We start from the raw sequence: 17,679 nt of genomic DNA on the forward strand, positions 1-17,679 counted from the left end.
CCGCCGACCCTCCCCCGGCTCCCGCCGGGGCACCTCCCGGCGGGAGCCGGGGGAGGTCGGCGGGGGCGGCCCGCGCCGGACCGCCCCTCGGCCCACTGTGCGCCGCCGGGGCCCGCGCGCGGGTCAGGCGCGCGGACCCCGGCGTACGGCGTCAGCCCTCCGGCGGCCGGAAGCGGTCGAGGTCGGGCCGGCGCAGGGGCTCGTCCCGGTTCAGCACGCGCGCCTCGGTGCGGTGGCCGCGCGCGATGTAGTCGCGCAGCACGGCCTCGACGGCGTCCTGGGGCGTACCGATGCCGGCGAGCACCATCACTTCCACCACGAGCTCCGCGTCCAGACTGACCGATACCTTGGCCACCGCTTCCCCCTGACGTCCGACGTCACTGTGCGGCGACCCTACCGGTGGCGGCGGGGGCCGGTCAGGCGGTCTCGTTCGGGCGGAGGGTCCACACGACGGTCATCTCGCCGGTGACGGCCTCGTCGGCGCGCTGGATGGCGATGGTGACGGGGAACTCCGGGCGGCCGCCCGCGTCGAGTTCCGCGACCACGTCGGCGGCCGGGCGGCCGAGGGTGGCGGTGGCGGTGACGACGCCCTTGGCGAGCTTCTTGTACGCGATCTCGGCCTTGACGGCGAGGGGGACGGCGCGCGAGAGCTGGTCGCCGAAGGCGGCCAGGACGATCGCGCCGCTGGCGGACTCGGCCAGGGTGAACATGGCGCCGGCGTGCGGGCCGCCCACGTGGTTGTGGTAGTCGGGCTGGTCGGGCAGCCGGACGACCGCGCGCTCCGGGGTGGTCTCCAGGAATTCGAGGTTCAGGGTGCGGGCCATGGGCACCGTCCGGGCGAGCAGTTCGCCCACGTTCATCTGATCTGCGCTCATGGCACGCGATGTTACCCACGAGTAGAACGGCTTGACCAGACCTGACGACCGGGGCGGCCGTGGCCCGGCCATCCGGCTCCCACTATCGTTACCGGCCATGTGGCCAGGACAGCAGCAACCGCCCGGGGGCGAGCAGAACCCCCAGAACCCGTACCAGCAGCAGCCGGGACAGCCGAACCCGTACCAGCAGCCGGCCTACGGACAGCAGCAGCCCGGCTACGGGTACCCCCAGCCGGGCGACGGACAGCAGCCGCCGACCGTACAGGCCTGGGGCCAGCCGCCCACCGTGCCGCCGCAGGCGCCGCAGCCCTCGGGCGGCGGCTCCATGTCCACCAGGACCGTGGCCATCGTCGCCGTCGCTGCCGTCGTGGTCGCCGCGGCGGTCACCGGTGCGATCGTGCTGACCCAGGACGACGAGGAGCCCCAGGCCAACGACAAGCCGCCGGCCTCCGCGTCCTCCCCGGCCGCCCCGGTCTCCTCTCCCCCGGCCGCGCCGACCGACAACCCGCGGGCCGGCGGCCAGCTCCAGCCGGTGATCCCGGGCTGGAAGGTGGTCTTCAACCCGAACTACGGCGTCGCCTTCGACGTGCCGCAGGAGTTCGCCGTCCAGCCCGCCACCCTCTCCACCGGGTACGAGGACGCCTCCAAGAACGACGGCTCCCCGCTGACCGTGATGTCCGCACCGGCCTTCTTCAAGGAGGACTGGTGCAAGGTCGACTCCGACAAGAACGGCAAGGAGGAGTCGTACGCGCTCGGCACCACGGGCGTGAAGGGCGCCAACGGCGCCACCGACACCGCCTCGGCCGCCCGGAGCAACGCCGGCACCTGGCTGTACGCCGCCTACGCGCAGAAGCAGCCCAAGGAGAAGATCCAGTTCACCCAGGCCCAGGAGTTCACCACCTCCTCGGGCCTCAAGGGCCACTTCGTCACCGCCACGGTGAACGGGCTGCCCAAGGAGCACAAGTGCTCCACCACCGACGGCAAGTCGGTCTCGTTCGCCTTCAAGAACGCCAAGGGCGACTTCGCCACCTGGGTGCTCTTCGGCCCCACGGGCGTCAGCGACGAGATCAAGCCGGACGTCTACCAGAAGATCATGAGCTCGATCCGGCTCAGCACCGGCTGACCGTCACCGTCCGCACGTCCGCGCCGCCGGGCCGGGAAAGCATTTGGCCGACCGGGCCGGCGGCGGGGATAGTCCCTGGGTGACCCGCAACTACAAGCTACTGACGGCAGCGGCCGTGGTGACCAACCTCGGCAGCCACGGCGCGCTCATCGCCTCCGCCTTCGCCGTCCTGGAGTCCGGCGGCTCCAGCGGGGACGTCGGCCTGGTGGCCGCGGCGCGGACCCTCCCGCTGGTCCTCTTCCTCCTCGTCGGCGGCGCGGTCGCCGACCGGATGCCGCGGCACCGGGTGATGGTCGCCGCCAACGCCCTCAACTGCGTCTCGCAGGCCGCCTTCGCCGCGCTGGTGCTGACCGGCGAGGCCCGGCTGTGGCAGATGATGCTGCTCAGCGCGCTCTGCGGCACCGGCACCGCCTTCTTCAACCCGGCCGCCGAGGGCATGCTGCTCTCCAGCGTCTCCGGCGAGCACTCCCACCGCGCCTTCGCCCTGTTCCGCATGGCCATGAACGGCGCCGGCATCGGCGGAGCCGCCCTCGGCGGGGCCATGATCGCCGCGATGGGGCCCGGCTGGGTGCTGGCCGTGGACGCCGCCGCCTTCGCCCTCGCCGGAGCCCTGCGCGCCTTCCTCGACGTCCGCACGGTGGCCGAACGCCCGCCGGGCGGGGGCCTGCTGGCCGATCTGCGCGAGGGCTGGGTGGAGTTCCGTAGCCGGGCCTGGCTGTGGAGCATCGTGCTCCAGTTCTCCGTCGTGGTCGCGGTGGTCGGCGCGGCCGAGTCCGTCTACGGGCCCCTGGTCGCCCGGGACTCCCTGGGCGGGCCGGCGCCCTGGGGCTACGCCATGGGCGCGTTCGGCGTGGGCACCATCACCGGGGCGCTGCTGATGATGCGGTGGAAGCCGCGCCGGCTGCTGCTGGTGGGGACCCTGTGCGTGTTCCCGCTGGCGCTGCCGTCGGCCGGGCTGGCCCTCCCGCTGCCCGCCTGGGCGCTGTGCGTGGTGATGTTCGTCAGCGGGGCGTCGATCGAGGTGTTCGGCGTGAGCTGGATGACGACGATGCACCAGGAGATCCCGGAGGACAAGTTCTCCCGGGTCTCCGCCTACGACTGGTTCGGCTCGCTGTCGATGCTGCCGCTGGCCACCGCGCTGGCCGGGCCCGCGGAGTCCGCGTTCGGCCGGGCGCCCGCCCTGTGGGGCTGTGCCGCCCTGGTGGTCGTCCCGACCGCGCTGGTGCTGCTGGTGCCCGACGTGCGGCGGATCACCCGCCGGCCCGTGGCCTCCGTGAAGGCGGCCGGCACCCCGGCTCCGGACCCGGCCGGGGTCAGCCCACGCTGAAGGTGCCCGCCGGCGGCTCGGGCGAGGCCACCGCGGTGGCGTCGGTGACCGGGCGGGCGGCGCCCGCGAGCCGGGTCACGGCCGGGCCCTGCTCGACCCGGGCCGGGAAGACGTCCGCCGCGCAGCGCCGGGCCAGCGGCCCGAGGTCGGGCTCGGTGTCGGAGGCGAGCAGGACCACGTTGCCGAAACGGCGGCCCCGCAGCACGGCCGGCTCGGCGACCAGCGCCAGGTGCGCGAAGACCGCCGCGAAGGTGGCGAGCTGGGTACGCAGGAAGCCGAACGGCGCCCCGTCGGCGAGGTTCGCCGCGTAGAGCCCGCCGGGCCGCAGCACCCGCGCCGCCTGCCGGGCGTACTCCAGCGAGGTCAGCGGGGCAGGCACCCGGGACCCGCCGAAGACGTCGGCCACGATCACGTCCGCGCTCGCCGCCGGGGCCTGCTCCAGCCACTGCCGGGCGTCCGCCGCGTGCACCTCGATCCCGTCGCCGTCGGGCAGCGGCAGGTGCTCGGTGACCAGCGCCAGCAGCGGCCCGTCGAACTCGACCACCTGCTGGTGCGAGCCCGGCCGGGTGGCCGCCGCGTACCGGGGCAGGGTGAGCCCGCCCCCGCCGAGGTGGACGAGGTCCAGGGCGGCGCCGGGCTCCGCCGCGCAGTCCAGGACGTGCGCGAGGCGGCGTACGTACTCGAACTCCAGGTGCTCCGGGTCGTCGAGGTCGACGTAGGACTGCGGGGCCCCGTCGACCGTCAGCAGCCAGGCCCGCTCCCGGTCCACGTCCGGCATCAGCTTGGCGGTGCCCTGGTCCACGTCCCGGACCACCGGGATCTGCTCGTCGCTCACCGCACCATTGTCCGCCCTGGTCCGGGGCCCGCCGGCCACCGCCCGCCGGTCCGGACGAGACCTGGACGACGGCGGCGGGCCGCCCCGGTCGGTTACCCTCCCGGAATGTCCCTCCTCCTCGCGCCGTGGATCCGGCTGTCGCTGCTCGTCGTGCTGCTGGCCGTGGCCGGCCTGTGCGTAGGGCTGTACCAGCCCCAGCGCCTGCTGTCCGAGGGCTGGGCGCCGGGGCTGCCGGCCGGCGTGGGTGCGCTGCTGTTCGCGGCCGTGTACGGCCTGTGCACGGCGGCGTTCGTGCCGCGTCCCCTGCTGAACCTGGGCGCGGGCGCGGTCCTCGGGGCGCCGTGGGGCCTGGCGGCCGCGGTCGCCGGGACCGTGCTGGGTGCGGGGATCTCGTTCGGGCTGGGCCGGGTGATGGGGCAGCAGGCGCTGCGGCCGCTGCTGCGCGGGCGCTGGCTGACGGCGGCGGACGGTCAGTTGAGCCGGCACGGCTTCCGCTCGGTGCTGGCCGTGCGGATCTTCCCCGGGGTGCCGTTCGCCGCGGCCAACTACTGCGCGGCGGTGTCCCGCTGCCGCTGGGCGCCGTTCCTGCTGGCGACCGCGATCGGCACGGTGCCCAACACCGCGGCCTACGTGATCGCCGGCGGCACGGCCTCCTCCCCCACCTCCCCCGCGTTCCTGCTCTCGTTCGGCTTCATCACGGTGTCCGGGCTGGCCGCGGCGGCCGTCGCCTGGCGCAAACGGCACGGGGTGGGACGGTCCTTGGGCGTGGCCGGTGCCCCGGCGGCCGCCGAGGCCACCCCTGTGGTCGGAGCCGTCTCCCACGGGCCCTAGCATTCGGACCAGAACTGCCCGACGATCACAAGGACGTACGCCCCCGACATGAGCTGGTTCGAATCACTAATCCTCGGTCTCGTCCAGGGGCTCACGGAATTCCTGCCGATCTCCTCCAGCGCCCACCTGCGGCTGACCGCCGCGTTCGCCGGCTGGACGGACCCCGGTGCGGCGTTCACGGCGATCACCCAGATCGGCACCGAGGCCGCGGTGCTCATCTACTTCCGCAAGGACATCATGCGGATCGTCTCGTCGTGGTTCCGTTCGCTGTTCGACAAGTCGATGCGTGGGGACCACGACGCCCAGATGGGCTGGCTGGTGATCGTCGGCTCCATCCCGATCGGTGTCCTCGGCGTCACGCTCAAGGACGCGATCGAAGGCCCGTTCCGCGACCTGCGGCTGACCGCCACCATGCTGATCGTCATGGGCATCGTGCTCGGCGTGGCCGACCGGCTGGCCGCCCGCGACGAGGCCGGCGGCCGGCACCGGGCGATCCGTGAGCGCAAGACCCTCAAGGAACTCGGCGTCAAGGACGGCCTGATCTTCGGTGTCTGCCAGGCCATGGCCCTGGTCCCGGGCGTCTCCCGGTCGGGCGCGACCATCTCCGGCGGTCTGCTGATGGGCTACACCCGTGAGGCCGCGGCCCGTTACTCCTTCCTGCTCGCCATCCCCGCCGTGCTGGCCTCGGGCGTCTTCGAGCTGAAGGACGCCTTCGAGGGCGGCCACGTGGCCTGGGGGCCGACCGCCTTCGCGACGGTGATCGCCTTCGTGGTGGGCTACGCGGTCATCGCGTGGTTCATGAAGTTCATCACCACCAAGAGCTTCATGCCGTTCGTCGTCTACCGGATCCTGCTGGGCATCGCCCTGTTCGTCCTGGTCGGCACGGACGTGCTCAGCCCGCACGCCGGCGAGAGCGGTTCGTAACCCGTTCGGCCCGACACGCGGGGACCGGCCCGACACGCGGGGGCCGTCCGGGGAACGTTCCCGGACGGCCCCCGCGTCGTTGTGCACGATGGAACCTGGAGAGCGATGCGCAGGGGGTGTGTCCCATGGGCCGAGTGGTACTGGAGCGTTTTCCGGCGGGCAGTCCGAGGGGGAGCTGGCCGGCCGAGGAGTACGCCGCCCAGCGGGCGCGCGAGGGGGTGCCGGCCGAGGTGGTGATGGACCTGGCGACCGACGCGTTCCTGGTCGTCGTGCGCCAGCGGGAGCCGTATTCCGGCCACTGACCCGCGCGCGCGGGCCCCGGTGGCCGCACGCCCCTTGGCCTCACGTGCCCGCTGTCCCACACTGACCCGATGACGCAGCGTGTGGATCTGACGACGGTGATGGACCGGCTGGCGATCGACGCCGCGGTCACCGGGTACGCGGTCGCGGTGGACGACGGGGACTGGGCGGCCTACCGGGCCCTGTTCACCCCGGACGGCCGCGCGGACTACCGCTCGGCCGGCGGTGTCGAGGGGCCGGCGTCCGAGGTCGCCGGATGGCTGGCGGGGGCCATGGAACTGTTCCCGGTCCGCCAGCACCTGATCGTCAACCGGCGGATCGAGCTGCAGGACGAGTACGGAGCGCCCGGCGACCGGGCCGTGGTCCGCGCGGACTTCGTCAATCCGATGCGGCTGGCCGGGGCCGAGGACCCCGGCGACGCCACCGCGCCCAACTTCGTGGCCGCCGGCCGCTACACCTTCGCCCTCGCCCGGACCCGGTCCGGCTGGCTGTTCAGCGGGGTCACCGTGCACGAGAAGTGGCGCCACCTGTCGGCCTGAGCCGGGTCACACTGAGGGGGGAGGTGTCGTGCGGACCGTCACGCAGTTCCCGGGGCCCGGCCCCGGCCGGTGGTGGCGCGCGGCGGCCGCGGTACCGGCCGGCGCGCTGCCCGCGCTCGCCTTCCCGGCCCCCGCCCTGTGGTGGTCGGCCTACGTCGCCCTGGTGCCCTGGATGCTGCTGGTGCGCACGGCCGGGAGCCCGCGGCGGGCCGCGCTGGAGGGCTGGCTGGGCGGGCTGGGCCTGGTCGTGGCGCTGCACCACTGGCTGCTGCCCAGCCTGCACGTGTTCCTGCTGCCGCTGGCCGCCCTGCTGGGGCTGCTGTGGATCCCCTGGGCGCTGCTGGTGCGGCGGCTGCTCGGCGGGAGCCCGCCGCCGGGGCGGGCGGCCGCGGCGCTGGTGCTCGTACCGGCGGGCTGGCTGCTGCCGGAGCTGGCCCGGTCCTGGCAGGGGCTGGGCGGGCCGTGGGGGCTGCTCGGGGCCAGCCAGTGGCAGGTGGCGCCCGCGCTGCGGCTGGCCTCGGTGGGCGGGGTGTGGCTGGTGAGCCTGCTGGTGGTGGCGGTGAACTGCGCCGTGGTCCTGCTGGTGGCCGTCCGCACGGCCCGGGCTCCGGCGGTGGCCGGGCTGGCCGGGTGTGCGGTGCTGACGGGCGCGGTGTGGCTGTGGGCCCCCCGGACGGAGCAGTCGGGGGTGCTGCGCGTGGCCGTGGTCCAGCCGGGGCCGGTCGCGGACGGGCCGGACAGCGTGGAGCGGCGGTTCGCGACCGGGGAGCGGCTGACCCGGGAGCTGGCCGGCCGGCGGCCGGACCTGGTGGTGTGGGGCGAGAGCAGCGTGGGCGCAGACCTGGCGGCCCGGCCGGACCTGGCCCGGCGGCTGGCGGCGCTGTCGGCCGAGGTGGGGGCGCCGCTGCTGGTGAACGTGGACGCCCGTCGGTCGGACCGGCCCGGCATCTACAAGTCCTCGGTCCTCGTCGGCCCCGACGGCCCCACCGGCGACCGGTACGACAAGATGCGGCTGGTCCCGTTCGGCGAGTACGTGCCGGCCCGGCGGGTGCTGGGCTGGGCCACCGCGGTCGGCAAGGCGGCCGACGAGGACCGCCGACGGGGCGCCCGGCCGGTCCTGATGACCCTGCCGGACGGGGCCGGCGGCGCGGGCGGGAGCGCGGCGGGGCACCCGGGCGGGGTGCGGATCGGGCCGCTGGTCTGCTTCGAGTCGGCCTTCCCCGACATGAGCCGGCACCTGGCCGGCGGCGGCGCCGACCTGATCGTGGTCCAGTCGGCGACCTCCACCTTCCAAGGCAGCTGGGCCCCTGCCCAGCACGCCTCGCTGGCCGCGCTGCGCGCCGCCGAGACCGGCCGGCCCGTGGTGCACGCCACCCTCACCGGGACCAGCACCGCCTACGGGCCGACGGGCGCCCGGCTGGCGGCGCCGCTGCCGGGCTCGGCGAGCACGGCGGCCGTCGTCGAGGTCCCGCTCGCCCGCGGCAGCACCCTCTACGTGCGCCTCGGCGACTGGCCGGTCGGTCTCGCCCTGGCCGCGGCGGCGGCGTACGGCCTCGCCCTGGTCCGCTCGCGGGGTGCGCTCAGGACGCCTGTTCCAGGGCGCTCAGCACCACGCGTTCGCACAGCTCGTGGGTGGCCAGCGCGTCGCGGGCGCTGAGCACCTTGGCGGTGTCCACGGCCTCCAGGAAGTGGTCCACCACCTGCTCGACGCCGCGCTGGCGGGCCACCGGCACCCAGTCCCCGCGCCGCCGCACGGTGGGCTGTCCGCGGTGGTCCACGATCTCGGCGAGGTTGACGACCTGGCGCTTGGTGTCCTGGCCGGAGACCTCCAGGATCTCCTCGGTGGAGCCGGACAGCCGGTTCATGATGCCGAGCGCGGTGAAGCCGTCGCCGGACATCTGCAGGACCACGTGGTGCATGAGCCCGTCCCTGACCCGGGCCCGTACGTCGATGTGGTCGGCCTCGCCCGGCAGCAGGAAGCGCAGGGTGTCGACGACGTGGATGAAGTCGTCCAGCACCAGGGTGCGCGGGTCCTCGGGCAGTCCGACGCGGTTCTTCTGCAGCAGGATCAGGTCGCGCGGCAGGTCGGCGCACTGCGCGTAGCCGGGAGCCCAGCGGCGGTTGAAGCCGACCGCGAGCGACACCCCGCGTTCCTCGGCGAGTTCCACGAGCCGGCGCGAGTCGGCGAGCTCGAAGGCGAGGGGCTTGTCGACGTAGGTGGGGACGCCGGCACGCAGCAGCCGATCGACGATCTCGGGGTGCGCGGCGGTCGGCGCGTGCACGAACGCCGCGTCCGGTCCGGCGGCCAGCGCCTCGTCGAGCGTGGTGTACCGGCGCTCGGCGGGGACGTGGTGGATCTCCCCGATCCGCTCCAGGGTGGCGGCCGTCCGGGTCTGCAGGTGCAGTTCGACCCCCGGGCGGGCGGTGAGGACGGGCAGGTACGCCTTCTGCGCGATGTCGCCCAGTCCGATGCACACGACCTTCACAACGTTCCTCCCGGGTGGTGCTGGTGGCTCCCCACGCAGCTTAATCGCTGGTGGGCGCCCCCGCGTTCGTCGAGGATGGGGGCCATGACCACGACTGACACCAGCCCCGCCGCAGCCACCGGACCCGGCGGCGGCGAGGCGCGCCCGGAACCGTCCACCACCGCCGGTGAGCGGGAGATGCTGGAGGGCTGGCTCGACTACCACCGGGCCACCCTCGCCTGGAAGTGCGCGGGCCTGACCGAGGAGCAGCTGCGCACGGCTTCGCTGCCGCCGTCCGAACTGACCTTGCTGGGCCTGGTACGGCACCTGACGGAGGTGGAGCGGTACTGGTTCCGCGAGATCATGCTGGGCGCCGACCTGCCCGACCTGTACAGCACCCGGGAGGACGTGGACGGCGACTTCCACTTCGGTGCCGACGACACCTTCGCACAGGACCGGGAGGTGTGGCAGCGGGAGATCGAGCTGGCCCGGGCGGCGGTCGCGGACCGGTCCCTCGACGACGTGTCGGTGGGCGCCAGCCGGCACGGCGAGGCGTTCAACCTGCGCTGGATCTACACCCACATGATCGAGGAGTACGCGCGGCACAACGGCCACGCGGACCTGCTGCGGGAGCAGATCGACGGGGCAACCGGCGAGTAGACGTCACCCGTGCGGGGTGATTATGGCCTCCGGGTTTTCGTAACGGGGTCCTGGCACAGCAGAGTTGCCCAGGTGCATCCAACCCGAACCACGACAACCCTGCTGCTGGGAGTCGCCGCCGCCGTCTCGGCGGTCTCCGGCTGCGTGAACGTGACCCCGGCCCCCGTGCAGCCCGCCTCGGCCCCGTCGGCCGGGGTACCTCCGCAGCACGGGCCGCGCGGCGGCGAGGGGACCTCCCCGGTGGTCGTCCAGGCCCCCGCCCTGGAGGCGCTCAAGGCCGCCCCGGACCGCGCGCCGGACCGTCCGGCGCAGGCCCCGGCCCGGCAGGCGGCGTCGCAGGCGCCGGTGGCCGAGCCGGAGGCCCCGCACGAGGAGGTGCTCCCGCCGGCGGCGGGCGTCGCGCAGCCGGCGGTACCGGAGGACGACCGGCCCAGCGGGGACGGGCCCCGCCGGCGGCATCGCCCGCCGCACGAGCGGCAGGAGGGCGAGGTGCCGCGCCAGCTGATCAAGAAGCTGCCGATGCGGCCGTCGGACGTGTGCGCGCTGGGGCGCCGGCACGGTCAGTGGGGGCCGGACAGCCCGGAGGCCCGGATCTGCGCGGGCGTCCACGAGGACTGACCCGGGGCGGCCCCGGCGCGGGGCGGGGCCGGGCCGCCCGCCGCCGCATCCCGGCCCTGCCGGAACCCGCCGCTACGGGTGCTGCCCGGGGAACGGCCCCGGGCGGGGCTCCTGCCCCGGTTCCCCGGCCAGGCGCTGTTCCAGCCGGGCGATGGCCGCCCGGACGCCGTGGCCGTAGCCGTCGTCCGACAGGGCGCCGGTGGCGGCCCGGGCCCGGGTCAGATGGATCCGGGCCGCGTCCGGGCGCTGGAGCTTGAGGTAGTCGGCGGCCAGGTTGAGGTGGAGCGAGGGGTAGAAGGCCCGGACGGCCACGTCCGGCTCGTGCCGGGCCAGGCGCTCGTCGCCGAGCCCGTCGGCGGCGGTCAGGGCCCGCAGGTCCCAGGCCAGCTCGTCGGCGGGGTCGTCCTGGGCGTCGGCCATGTAGTGGGCGAGGGTGCAGCGGTGCAGCGGGTCCCCGTCCTCGCCGATCTCGGCCCACAGCTCGCCGAAGCGGTTGCGGGCCTCCTCCCGGTCGCCGGCGTGCAGCAGGATGACCGCCTGGCCGATCCGGGTCATGACGGCGTCCTCCGACGCCTCCTGCTGCTCCGTCACCGCGGCCTCCGGTCCCGTCCTGCCAGACCTGCTGCGGTCTGATCGTCACGACGCTAACCGGAGGCACTGACAATGCCGCGCAAGGCGCGGTGCGGCGCGTCAGCCGAGGTTCGGGATCGTCCAGTCGATCGGCTCGTGGCCCTGGGCCGCCACAGCCTCGTTGATCTGCGTGAACGGCTTGGAGCCGAAGAACTTCTTGGCCGACAGCGGCGAAGGATGGGCGCCCTTGACGACCACGTGCCGGGACTCGTCGATCAGCGGCAGCTTCTTCTGCGCGTAGGCGCCCCAGAGGACGAACACGGCCGGGTCGGGGCGGTCCGCCACCGCGCGGATCACCGCGTCGGTGAACTTCTCCCAGCCCTTGCCCTTGTGCGAGTTGGGCTCGGCCTCGCGGACCGTGAGCACCGCGTTGAGCAGGAGGACGCCCTGCTCGGCCCACGGCATCAGGTACCCGTTGTCGGGGATGGGGGTGCCGAGCTCGGCCTGCATCTCCTTGTAGATGTTGCGCAGGGAGGGCGGGGTCTTCACCCCCGGCCGGACCGAGAAGCACAGGCCGTGGCCCTGGCCCGCCCCGTGGTACGGGTCCTGGCCGAGCACGAGGACCTTGACCTTGTCGAACGGGGTGGCCTCCAGGGCCGCGAACACCTGCTCGCGCGGCGGGTAGACCGGGCCGGCCGCGCGCTCCTTCTCGACGAACTCGGTGAGCTCCTTGAAGTAGGGCTGCTCCAGCTCCCCGCCGAGGACGGGGAGCCAGGACTCGGGCAGCATCTGGGTCACGGCGACAACCTCCGGTACGCGTTCGTGCATCTGGTGCAGAACCTACCCGGGGCCACTGACAACGCCCTCATCGAGCTCGTCGAGCGCGATCACCAGCTGGTCTTGCGGTACAGCTCCCACATCTGCATGGCGGTCTGCGGGTCCAGGGCCCGCTCGGCGCCGGCGATGTCCTCGCGCGCACCGACGTAGAGCTTGCCCTGCCACAACGGGAGCAGCCGGACGTCCTCGGCGAAGATCTGCTGGGCCCGCTCGAACTCGTGGGCGACGGCGGAGCGGTCGCCCTCACGGCGGGACTTGGGCAGCAGGTCGGTGAGGATCTCGGAGGGCTCGTACGGGGTGCCGACCGCGTTCTCCTTGCCGACGAACGGCGCGATGAAGTTGTCGGGGTCCGGGAAGTCGGGGAACCAGCCTCGGCCGAAGACCGGGTACTCGCCGTTCTTGTAGCCCTCCTGGTAGGCCTTCCAGGGCTTGCCCTGGAGGGTGATGCGGAACAGGCCGCCCTCCTCCAGCTGCCGCTTGAGCTCGGCGAACTCGGCGGCCGTGGAGGCGCCGTACCGGTCGGTGGTGTACCAGAAGGTCAGCTCCACCGGCTGGGTGATCCCGGCGTCCTTGAGGATCTTCTTGGCCTTGTTCGGGTCGGCCTGGCCGAAGCGGTCGTAGAACGGCGTCTTGTGGCCGACGACGCCCTTGGGGACCATCGAGTACAGCGGCTCGGCGGTGCCCTGGTAGACCTTGGCAACGAGCGCGCCGCGGTCGATGAGCTGGGCGATCGCCTGACGCACGGCCGGCTTGGCGACCTGCGGGTCCTTGGGGTTGAAGACCAGGTAGCGGATCTCGGCGCCGACGTTCTCGACCATCTGGACGCCCTTGGCGTGCGAGGCCGGGCTCTGGAGGTCCTTGATCTCCTCCGCGGACAGGCCGCGGTAGGTGGCGTCGATCTCCTTCTCCTTGAGGGCGGTGACCATCTTCGCCGAGTCGGTGAAGTAGCGGATGGTCACGCCGTCGTTACGGCGCTGGGCGAAGCCCTGGTAGTCGTCGTTGCGCTCCAGGACGGCCTCGGAGCCCTCCTTGTAGGAGCCCAGGAGGTACGGGCCGGAGCCGGTGACCTTGCCGTCCGAGCGGAGCTTGTCCGCGGGGTAGGCCTTGGGCGAGACCAGGGAGGCGGCCGGCGAGCCCAGGACGAAGGGGAAGGTCGCGTCGGCGGTCTTGAGGTGGAAGACGACCACCAGCGGCTCGGGGGTCTCGATGCGGTCGAGGCTGCCGAAGAGGTCCTTCGGGCCGACCTTGGAGCCGATGGAGCGGATCCGGTCGAGGGAGTGCTTGACGGCCTTGGCGTCGAGCGGCTCCCCGTCGGAGAACTTCAGGCCCTTCTTCAGGGTGCAGCGGAAGGCCTGGTTCGCCGAGTCGGTGAAATCGCACGACTGGGCGGCGTCGGGCTGCGGCTTGGTGCTTCCGGTCGGGAAGCTCAGGAGGGTCTGGAAGATGTTCCGGTACAGCTCCCAGGAGCCGTCCCAGGCGCCGGCCGGATCGAGGGTGGTCGGCATGCTCGTCGTGCCGACGACGATGCGCTTCTGTTCCGATTTGCCGTCGTCCGTGAGGAGCCCGCAACCCGCGAGCAGGGATATGGACGCTAGGGCCGCAAAGATCTGCTGGCATCTGGCCCGGTTGAACACGTGCACGCTCCTCGATCGGCCATGGTTCGGCAGACCTTACCGCAGTGCCCCACGAATCCAATGGGGGTGGTTCCGTGGGGCACTTGACCGATTCCGTGCATATTCGGGAGGGATTTACCACCCGCGACGGGCGCAATCCGTCCGTTTATCGGTCACCCGACTCCGGCATTGAGGAAGATTCCCCCGTCAACGACCAGAGTTTGCCCGGTGATCCATTCCGCTTGGTCCGACGTGAGAAATGCCGCAGCCCCTCCGATGTCGGCCGGGACCCCGAGCCGGCCCAGCGGATAGGCCGCCGCGGCCTCGGCCTCGCGGCCTTCGTAGAGGGTCTGGGCAAATTTCGTCTTGACCACCGCGGGGGCGATCGCATTCACCCGGACCCCGGGCGCCATCTCGTGGGCGAGCTGCACGGTCAGATTGATCATGGCAGCCTTGCTCATCCCGTAGGCACCGATGAACGGCGAGGGGGACAGGCCCGCGATCGAGGCGATGTTCACGATCGCCCCGCCGTGCTCCTTCTGCCACGCGTGCCAGGTGCGCTGGGCGAATCCGAGCGCCGAGATCACATTCGTCTCGTAGACCTTCCGGGCCACCCCGAGATCGAGGTCCGCGAGCGGGCCGAAGACGGGATTGGTGCCGGCGTTGTTGACCAGGAAGTCGACCCGGCCGAAGGCCTCCATCGTGCGCTCGACCGCGACCGCCTGGTGGGCCTCGTCGTGCGCCTTCCCGGCCACCCCGACGACCCGGTCCGCGCCGAGGCGCTCGACGGCCTCCTTGAGCGCCTCCTCGTTGCGTCCGGTGATGCAGACCCGGTCGCCGCGGGCGACCAGGGCCTCGGCGACGCCGTAGCCGATCCCCCGGCTGGCGCCGGTGATCAGTGCGACCTTGCCGCTGTCCGTACCGTCGTACGTCATGACGTCCACGCTCCCTTGCGTCAGTCGAGCGGTCCGCCGGCGATGTACAGGACCTGGCCGGAGACGAAGCCGGCCGCGTCGCCGGTGAAGAAGGCGATCGCGTTGGCCACGTCCTCGGGCCGGCCGACGCGCTGCACCGGGATCTGGGTGGCGGCGGCGGCCTGGAAGTCCTCGAAGCCCATGCCCACGCGGGCGGCGGTGGCGGCGGTCATCTCGGTGACGATGAAGCCGGGGGCGACGGCGTTGGCGGTGACGCCGAACTTGCCGAGCTCGATCGCGAGGGTCTTGGTGAAGCCCTGCAGGCCGGCCTTGGCGGCGGCGTAGTTGGCCTGGCCGCGGTTGCCGAGGGCCGAGCTGCTGGAGAGGTTGACGATCCGGCCGAACTGGGCGTCGACCATGTGCTTCTGACAGGCCTTCGCCATCAGGAACGCACCGCGCAGGTGCACGCCCATGACCGTGTCCCAGTCGGACTCGCTCATCTTGAACAGCAGGTTGTCGCGCAGCACGCCGGCGTTGTTGACCAGGATGGTGGGCGCGCCGAGGGTGGCCGCGACCCGCTCGACGGCCGCCTCGACCTGGGCGCTGTCCGACACGTCGCAGCCGATGGCCACGGCCTTGCCGCCGGCCGCCGTGATCGTCTCGACGGTGTCCTTGCAGGCGGTCTCGTCGAGGTCGAGTACGGCGACGGCGCGGCCCTCGGCGGCCAGCCGCACGGCGGTGGCGGCGCCGATGCCCCGGGCCGCCCCGGTGACCACGGCGACGCGCTGCTCGGTGGTGGACATGCTCGTTCTCCTCGCCCTTGAGTGCGGCCGCCCACGGGTGAGCAACCGCTTAGTAGCTTCAGCTGAGGAGACGCTAGGAGCCCTGGCACCCGGTGTCAACGGCACCGTGCACCGGGCTCCTTGCCACCGCACGACCGGCACCCCGGCGGCGTAGGGCCCGGCACACCGGCGGCCCGGGGCCCGGCACACCGGCGGCGTACGTCAGCGCACCAGCAGGTCGAGCAGGCGCTCGACCTCGGCCTCGGGGTCGGCCGTCAGCCCGGTGTGCACCGGGCCGGGCTGGACCACGGTGCTGCGCGGCGCGATCAGCCAGCGGAACCGCCGCCCGGCGTCGTCCCCGGCTGCCTGCCCGGCGTGCTCCCCGCCGGCGCACACCCCCTCGACCCCGCGCAGGGCCGCCCGTACGCCGGCCACGTCGGCCCGCGGGTCCAGGGCGAGCAGCTTGGTCTCGTCCAGGTGGGTCCGGGCGGCCACGTAGGACCGGGCCCGGCAGTAGACGATCACTCCGGCGTTGAAGCACTCCCCGCGTTCCATCCGGGGCACCACGCGCACCAGCGCGTACTCGAAGACGTCCCGCTCGCTCACCGGCTGTCGCTCTTCTTCCTGGTCGGGTGGGGCCATTCCGTGAGGTGGTCGGTCAGCCAGCCGGGCGGGCCCTGCGGGGCCCGGACGGGGGCCTCCATCGAGATCCGCTCGTGGACGGTCGCGGCGCGCGGCAGCAGCGCCTCCACGTACGCCCGGCGCACGGCGTCGCTGCTGTCGAAGCCGGGCTCGCCGGCCAGCCACTCGTCGGGGACGTCCGCGGCGACCTCGGTGAGCAGCTCCTCGGTGACCAGCGGCGCCAGTTCGGCCGCTGCCTCGGCGATGCGCGGGCCGACCGGGGCGAGGACGTGGTCGGAGGCGTTGTAGGGCTTGGCCGCGGCGGTGGCGGCGGTGGGCCAGTTGTGGTGCCAGATCATGGTGGCGCCGTGGTCGATCAGCCACAGCTCGCCGTGCCAGACGAGCATGTTGGGGTTGCGCCAGGACCGGTCGACGTTGTTGATCAGCGCGTCGAACCAGACGACCCGGCCCGCCTCGACCGGGTCCACCTGGTAGGCGAGCGGGTCGAACCCGATCGAGCCGGGCAGGTAGTCCATCCCGAGGTTGAGCCCGCCACTGGCCTTCAGCAGCTCCTGGACCTCCTGATCGGGCTCGCCGAGCCCGATGACGGGGTCGAGCTGGATCTGCACCAGCTCGGGGACCCGCAGGCCCAGGCGCTGTGCGAGGCGCCCGCAGATCACCTCGGCCACCAGCGTCTTGCGGCCCTGACCCGCGCCGGTGAACTTCATGACGTACGTGCCGAGATCGTCGGCCTCGACGATGCCGGGGAGCGAGCCGCCCTCACGCAAGGGTGTGACGTAACGGGTCGCGATCACTTCTGTGAGCATTTCCCCAGGGTAGGTGCCCCGATCGTGGCGACCCACCAGGATGCGCGCGGCCGCTGCGGACCCGCGGTGAACCCCTGCGGCCCGGATGCCCGTAGGGCGGCGTGTGGCGGTCCTGCGGACGGGGCGGGCGGACGGCCACGGGCCGGGCCACAGCTCGCCGGATCCACAGAGCCCCACGACCGGAGGTCCCCCATGCCCGTTCGCCCCCCGCGCGCACGTCGCCCGGTGCCGCGTCGGCACCTTCGCCTCGTCCGCGCGGACACGGCCGGGGCCACCGCCCCCGACGCCCGGCCCACCGTGCACCTGGTGGTCCCGCCCCGCCCGCCGGAGGAGTTGCTCCGGCTGGCGCTCGCCGGGGCCGACGCCATGGTCATCGACCTGGTCGGGCCGGAGCAGGGCGCGTCGCCGGACGTCGCGGCGGCCAGGGCCGGCGCCCGGGCGCTGCTGCGCTCGGGCCGCCGGGGGCGGCGGCCCGAGGTGTGGCTGCGCGTGCCGCCGGCCGGTACGGACGCCTGCGCCGAGACCCTCGCGCTGTCGGCCGGACTGGGGGTGGGCCTGGTGGTCGCGGACGCCCGCACGGTGGACGACGTGGAGTGGGTGGCCGCACGTGCCCCGCGGGCGGCGCTGATGCCGGTCGTCGAGAGCAGCGCGGGACTCGCGTCCTCCACGTCGATCGCCCGGCACCCCTCCGTCCATCGGCTCGCCCTGTCGCCCCTGGCGCAGCCGCCGGCGGCGACCGGCCCCGTCCTGTCTCCGGCCGAGGCCCGGCAGTGGCAGTTGGCGATCGTCGCCCTCGCCGCGGAGGCGGCCGGACTGCCCGGCCCGGTCGACGCCCCGTACGGGCTCCACGGACGGCCGGCGCCCGGCAGCGGCGTCGACGCACGGGTGCAGGACGCCGCGACGGCGCGGGCCGCCGGCTTCACCGGCCACTGCGTGTCCGATCCGGACCACGTCCGCGCGGTGCGCGCGCTGCTGGAGACCCGAGAGCCGTGATCTAGACTCCCGGGCGGGACCGGGA

21 protein-coding genes are annotated in these 17,679 nt (G+C 73.6%); 10 read left to right on the forward strand and 11 right to left on the reverse strand.

Going from position 1 to position 17,679, the window contains the following annotated elements:
• Positions 1 to 151 precede the first annotated feature (151 nt).
• Positions 152 to 355: a type II toxin-antitoxin system VapB family antitoxin gene (locus EF918_RS02620; protein ID WP_125639905.1), complete on the reverse strand. Its 204-nt coding sequence runs from the start codon at positions 353 to 355 to the stop codon at positions 152 to 154.
• A gap of 61 nt (positions 356 to 416) precedes the next feature.
• Positions 417 to 875 (reverse strand): DUF4442 domain-containing protein, encoded by a 459-nt coding sequence (locus tag EF918_RS02625; protein ID WP_185921562.1) that lies wholly within the window; start codon positions 873 to 875, stop codon positions 417 to 419.
• A 97-nt stretch (positions 876 to 972) separates the two neighbouring features.
• Between EF918_RS02625 and EF918_RS02630 the strand changes: the two genes are divergently transcribed.
• On the forward strand, positions 973 to 1,998 hold the full coding sequence (locus tag EF918_RS02630; RefSeq protein ID WP_125639908.1) for a hypothetical protein: 1,026 nt from the start codon (positions 973 to 975) through the stop codon (positions 1,996 to 1,998).
• 79 nt (positions 1,999 to 2,077) lie between these two features.
• On the forward strand, positions 2,078 to 3,325 hold the full coding sequence (locus EF918_RS02635) for an MFS transporter (RefSeq protein ID WP_260609722.1): 1,248 nt from the start codon (positions 2,078 to 2,080) through the stop codon (positions 3,323 to 3,325).
• On the opposite strand, the gene EF918_RS02640 is transcribed toward EF918_RS02635, so the two are convergent.
• On the reverse strand, positions 3,312 to 4,103 hold the full coding sequence (locus EF918_RS02640) for a spermidine synthase (RefSeq protein WP_125640016.1): 792 nt from the start codon (positions 4,101 to 4,103) through the stop codon (positions 3,312 to 3,314). The two genes, EF918_RS02635 and EF918_RS02640, sit on opposite strands and share 14 nt — an antisense overlap.
• 162 nt (positions 4,104 to 4,265) lie before the next feature.
• Here EF918_RS02640 and EF918_RS02645 point away from each other — a divergent pair, with 162 nt between their 5' ends.
• The 5 genes from EF918_RS02645 to lnt all read left to right on the forward strand — a co-directional run bounded on the left by EF918_RS02645 (position 4,266) and on the right by lnt (position 8,411).
• Complete coding sequence (locus tag EF918_RS02645) at positions 4,266 to 4,991, forward strand: TVP38/TMEM64 family protein (protein ID WP_125639914.1); 726 nt, start codon at positions 4,266 to 4,268, stop codon at positions 4,989 to 4,991.
• Between the two features lie 48 nt (positions 4,992 to 5,039).
• On the forward strand, positions 5,040 to 5,915 hold the full coding sequence (locus EF918_RS02650) for an undecaprenyl-diphosphate phosphatase (protein WP_125639917.1): 876 nt from the start codon (positions 5,040 to 5,042) through the stop codon (positions 5,913 to 5,915).
• A 125-nt stretch (positions 5,916 to 6,040) separates the two neighbouring features.
• Positions 6,041 to 6,217: a hypothetical protein gene (locus EF918_RS02655; RefSeq protein WP_125639920.1), complete on the forward strand. Its 177-nt coding sequence runs from the start codon at positions 6,041 to 6,043 to the stop codon at positions 6,215 to 6,217.
• 69 nt (positions 6,218 to 6,286) lie between these two features.
• A complete protein-coding gene (locus tag EF918_RS02660; protein ID WP_125639923.1) occupies positions 6,287 to 6,754 on the forward strand; it encodes a nuclear transport factor 2 family protein in 468 nt (155 codons plus the stop codon).
• 28 nt (positions 6,755 to 6,782) lie between these two features.
• Complete coding sequence (gene lnt / locus EF918_RS02665) at positions 6,783 to 8,411, forward strand: apolipoprotein N-acyltransferase (protein WP_125639926.1); 1,629 nt, start codon at positions 6,783 to 6,785, stop codon at positions 8,409 to 8,411.
• Here lnt and EF918_RS02670 read toward each other — a convergent pair.
• The gene (locus EF918_RS02670; RefSeq protein ID WP_125639929.1) at positions 8,335 to 9,240 is read right to left on the reverse strand and encodes a Gfo/Idh/MocA family protein; all 906 of its coding nucleotides are present in this window, start codon (positions 9,238 to 9,240) and stop codon (positions 8,335 to 8,337) included. The two genes, lnt and EF918_RS02670, sit on opposite strands and share 77 nt — an antisense overlap.
• Before the next feature lie 84 nt (positions 9,241 to 9,324).
• Here EF918_RS02670 and EF918_RS02675 point away from each other — a divergent pair, with 84 nt between their 5' ends.
• Positions 9,325 to 9,879: a DinB family protein gene (locus EF918_RS02675; protein WP_125639932.1), complete on the forward strand. Its 555-nt coding sequence runs from the start codon at positions 9,325 to 9,327 to the stop codon at positions 9,877 to 9,879.
• A gap of 72 nt (positions 9,880 to 9,951) precedes the next feature.
• Positions 9,952 to 10,497: a hypothetical protein gene (locus tag EF918_RS02680; protein WP_185921563.1), complete on the forward strand. Its 546-nt coding sequence runs from the start codon at positions 9,952 to 9,954 to the stop codon at positions 10,495 to 10,497.
• A gap of 72 nt (positions 10,498 to 10,569) precedes the next feature.
• On the opposite strand, the gene EF918_RS02685 is transcribed toward EF918_RS02680, so the two are convergent.
• From EF918_RS02685 to EF918_RS02715, 7 genes are all read right to left on the reverse strand, one after another.
• Positions 10,570 to 11,088: a hypothetical protein gene (locus tag EF918_RS02685; protein WP_125639938.1), complete on the reverse strand. Its 519-nt coding sequence runs from the start codon at positions 11,086 to 11,088 to the stop codon at positions 10,570 to 10,572.
• A 99-nt stretch (positions 11,089 to 11,187) separates the two neighbouring features.
• The gene (locus EF918_RS02690) at positions 11,188 to 11,895 is read right to left on the reverse strand and encodes a uracil-DNA glycosylase (RefSeq protein WP_125639941.1); all 708 of its coding nucleotides are present in this window, start codon (positions 11,893 to 11,895) and stop codon (positions 11,188 to 11,190) included.
• A gap of 59 nt (positions 11,896 to 11,954) precedes the next feature.
• On the reverse strand, positions 11,955 to 13,544 hold the full coding sequence (locus EF918_RS02695; RefSeq protein WP_185921564.1) for an ABC transporter substrate-binding protein: 1,590 nt from the start codon (positions 13,542 to 13,544) through the stop codon (positions 11,955 to 11,957).
• A 146-nt stretch (positions 13,545 to 13,690) separates the two neighbouring features.
• Positions 13,691 to 14,452 (reverse strand): SDR family oxidoreductase, encoded by a 762-nt coding sequence (locus tag EF918_RS02700; protein ID WP_125639947.1) that lies wholly within the window; start codon positions 14,450 to 14,452, stop codon positions 13,691 to 13,693.
• A 20-nt stretch (positions 14,453 to 14,472) separates the two neighbouring features.
• Positions 14,473 to 15,234 (reverse strand): 3-oxoacyl-ACP reductase FabG, encoded by a 762-nt coding sequence (gene fabG, locus EF918_RS02705; RefSeq protein ID WP_125639950.1) that lies wholly within the window; start codon positions 15,232 to 15,234, stop codon positions 14,473 to 14,475.
• 201 nt (positions 15,235 to 15,435) lie between these two features.
• Complete coding sequence (locus EF918_RS02710) at positions 15,436 to 15,819, reverse strand: DUF3037 domain-containing protein (RefSeq protein ID WP_125639953.1); 384 nt, start codon at positions 15,817 to 15,819, stop codon at positions 15,436 to 15,438.
• Complete coding sequence (locus tag EF918_RS02715; RefSeq protein ID WP_125639956.1) at positions 15,816 to 16,661, reverse strand: HipA family kinase; 846 nt, start codon at positions 16,659 to 16,661, stop codon at positions 15,816 to 15,818. The genes EF918_RS02710 and EF918_RS02715 overlap by 4 nt, the downstream gene beginning before the upstream one ends.
• A gap of 225 nt (positions 16,662 to 16,886) precedes the next feature.
• Here EF918_RS02715 and EF918_RS02720 point away from each other — a divergent pair, with 225 nt between their 5' ends.
• Positions 16,887 to 17,654, forward strand: coding sequence for a hypothetical protein (locus tag EF918_RS02720; RefSeq protein ID WP_125639959.1), 768 nt, complete (start codon positions 16,887 to 16,889; stop codon positions 17,652 to 17,654).
• Positions 17,655 to 17,679 lie beyond the last annotated feature (25 nt).

This window comes from Streptomyces sp. WAC06614 (assembly GCF_003949795.1).
GTDB lineage: Bacteria > Actinomycetota > Actinomycetes > Streptomycetales > Streptomycetaceae > Streptomyces.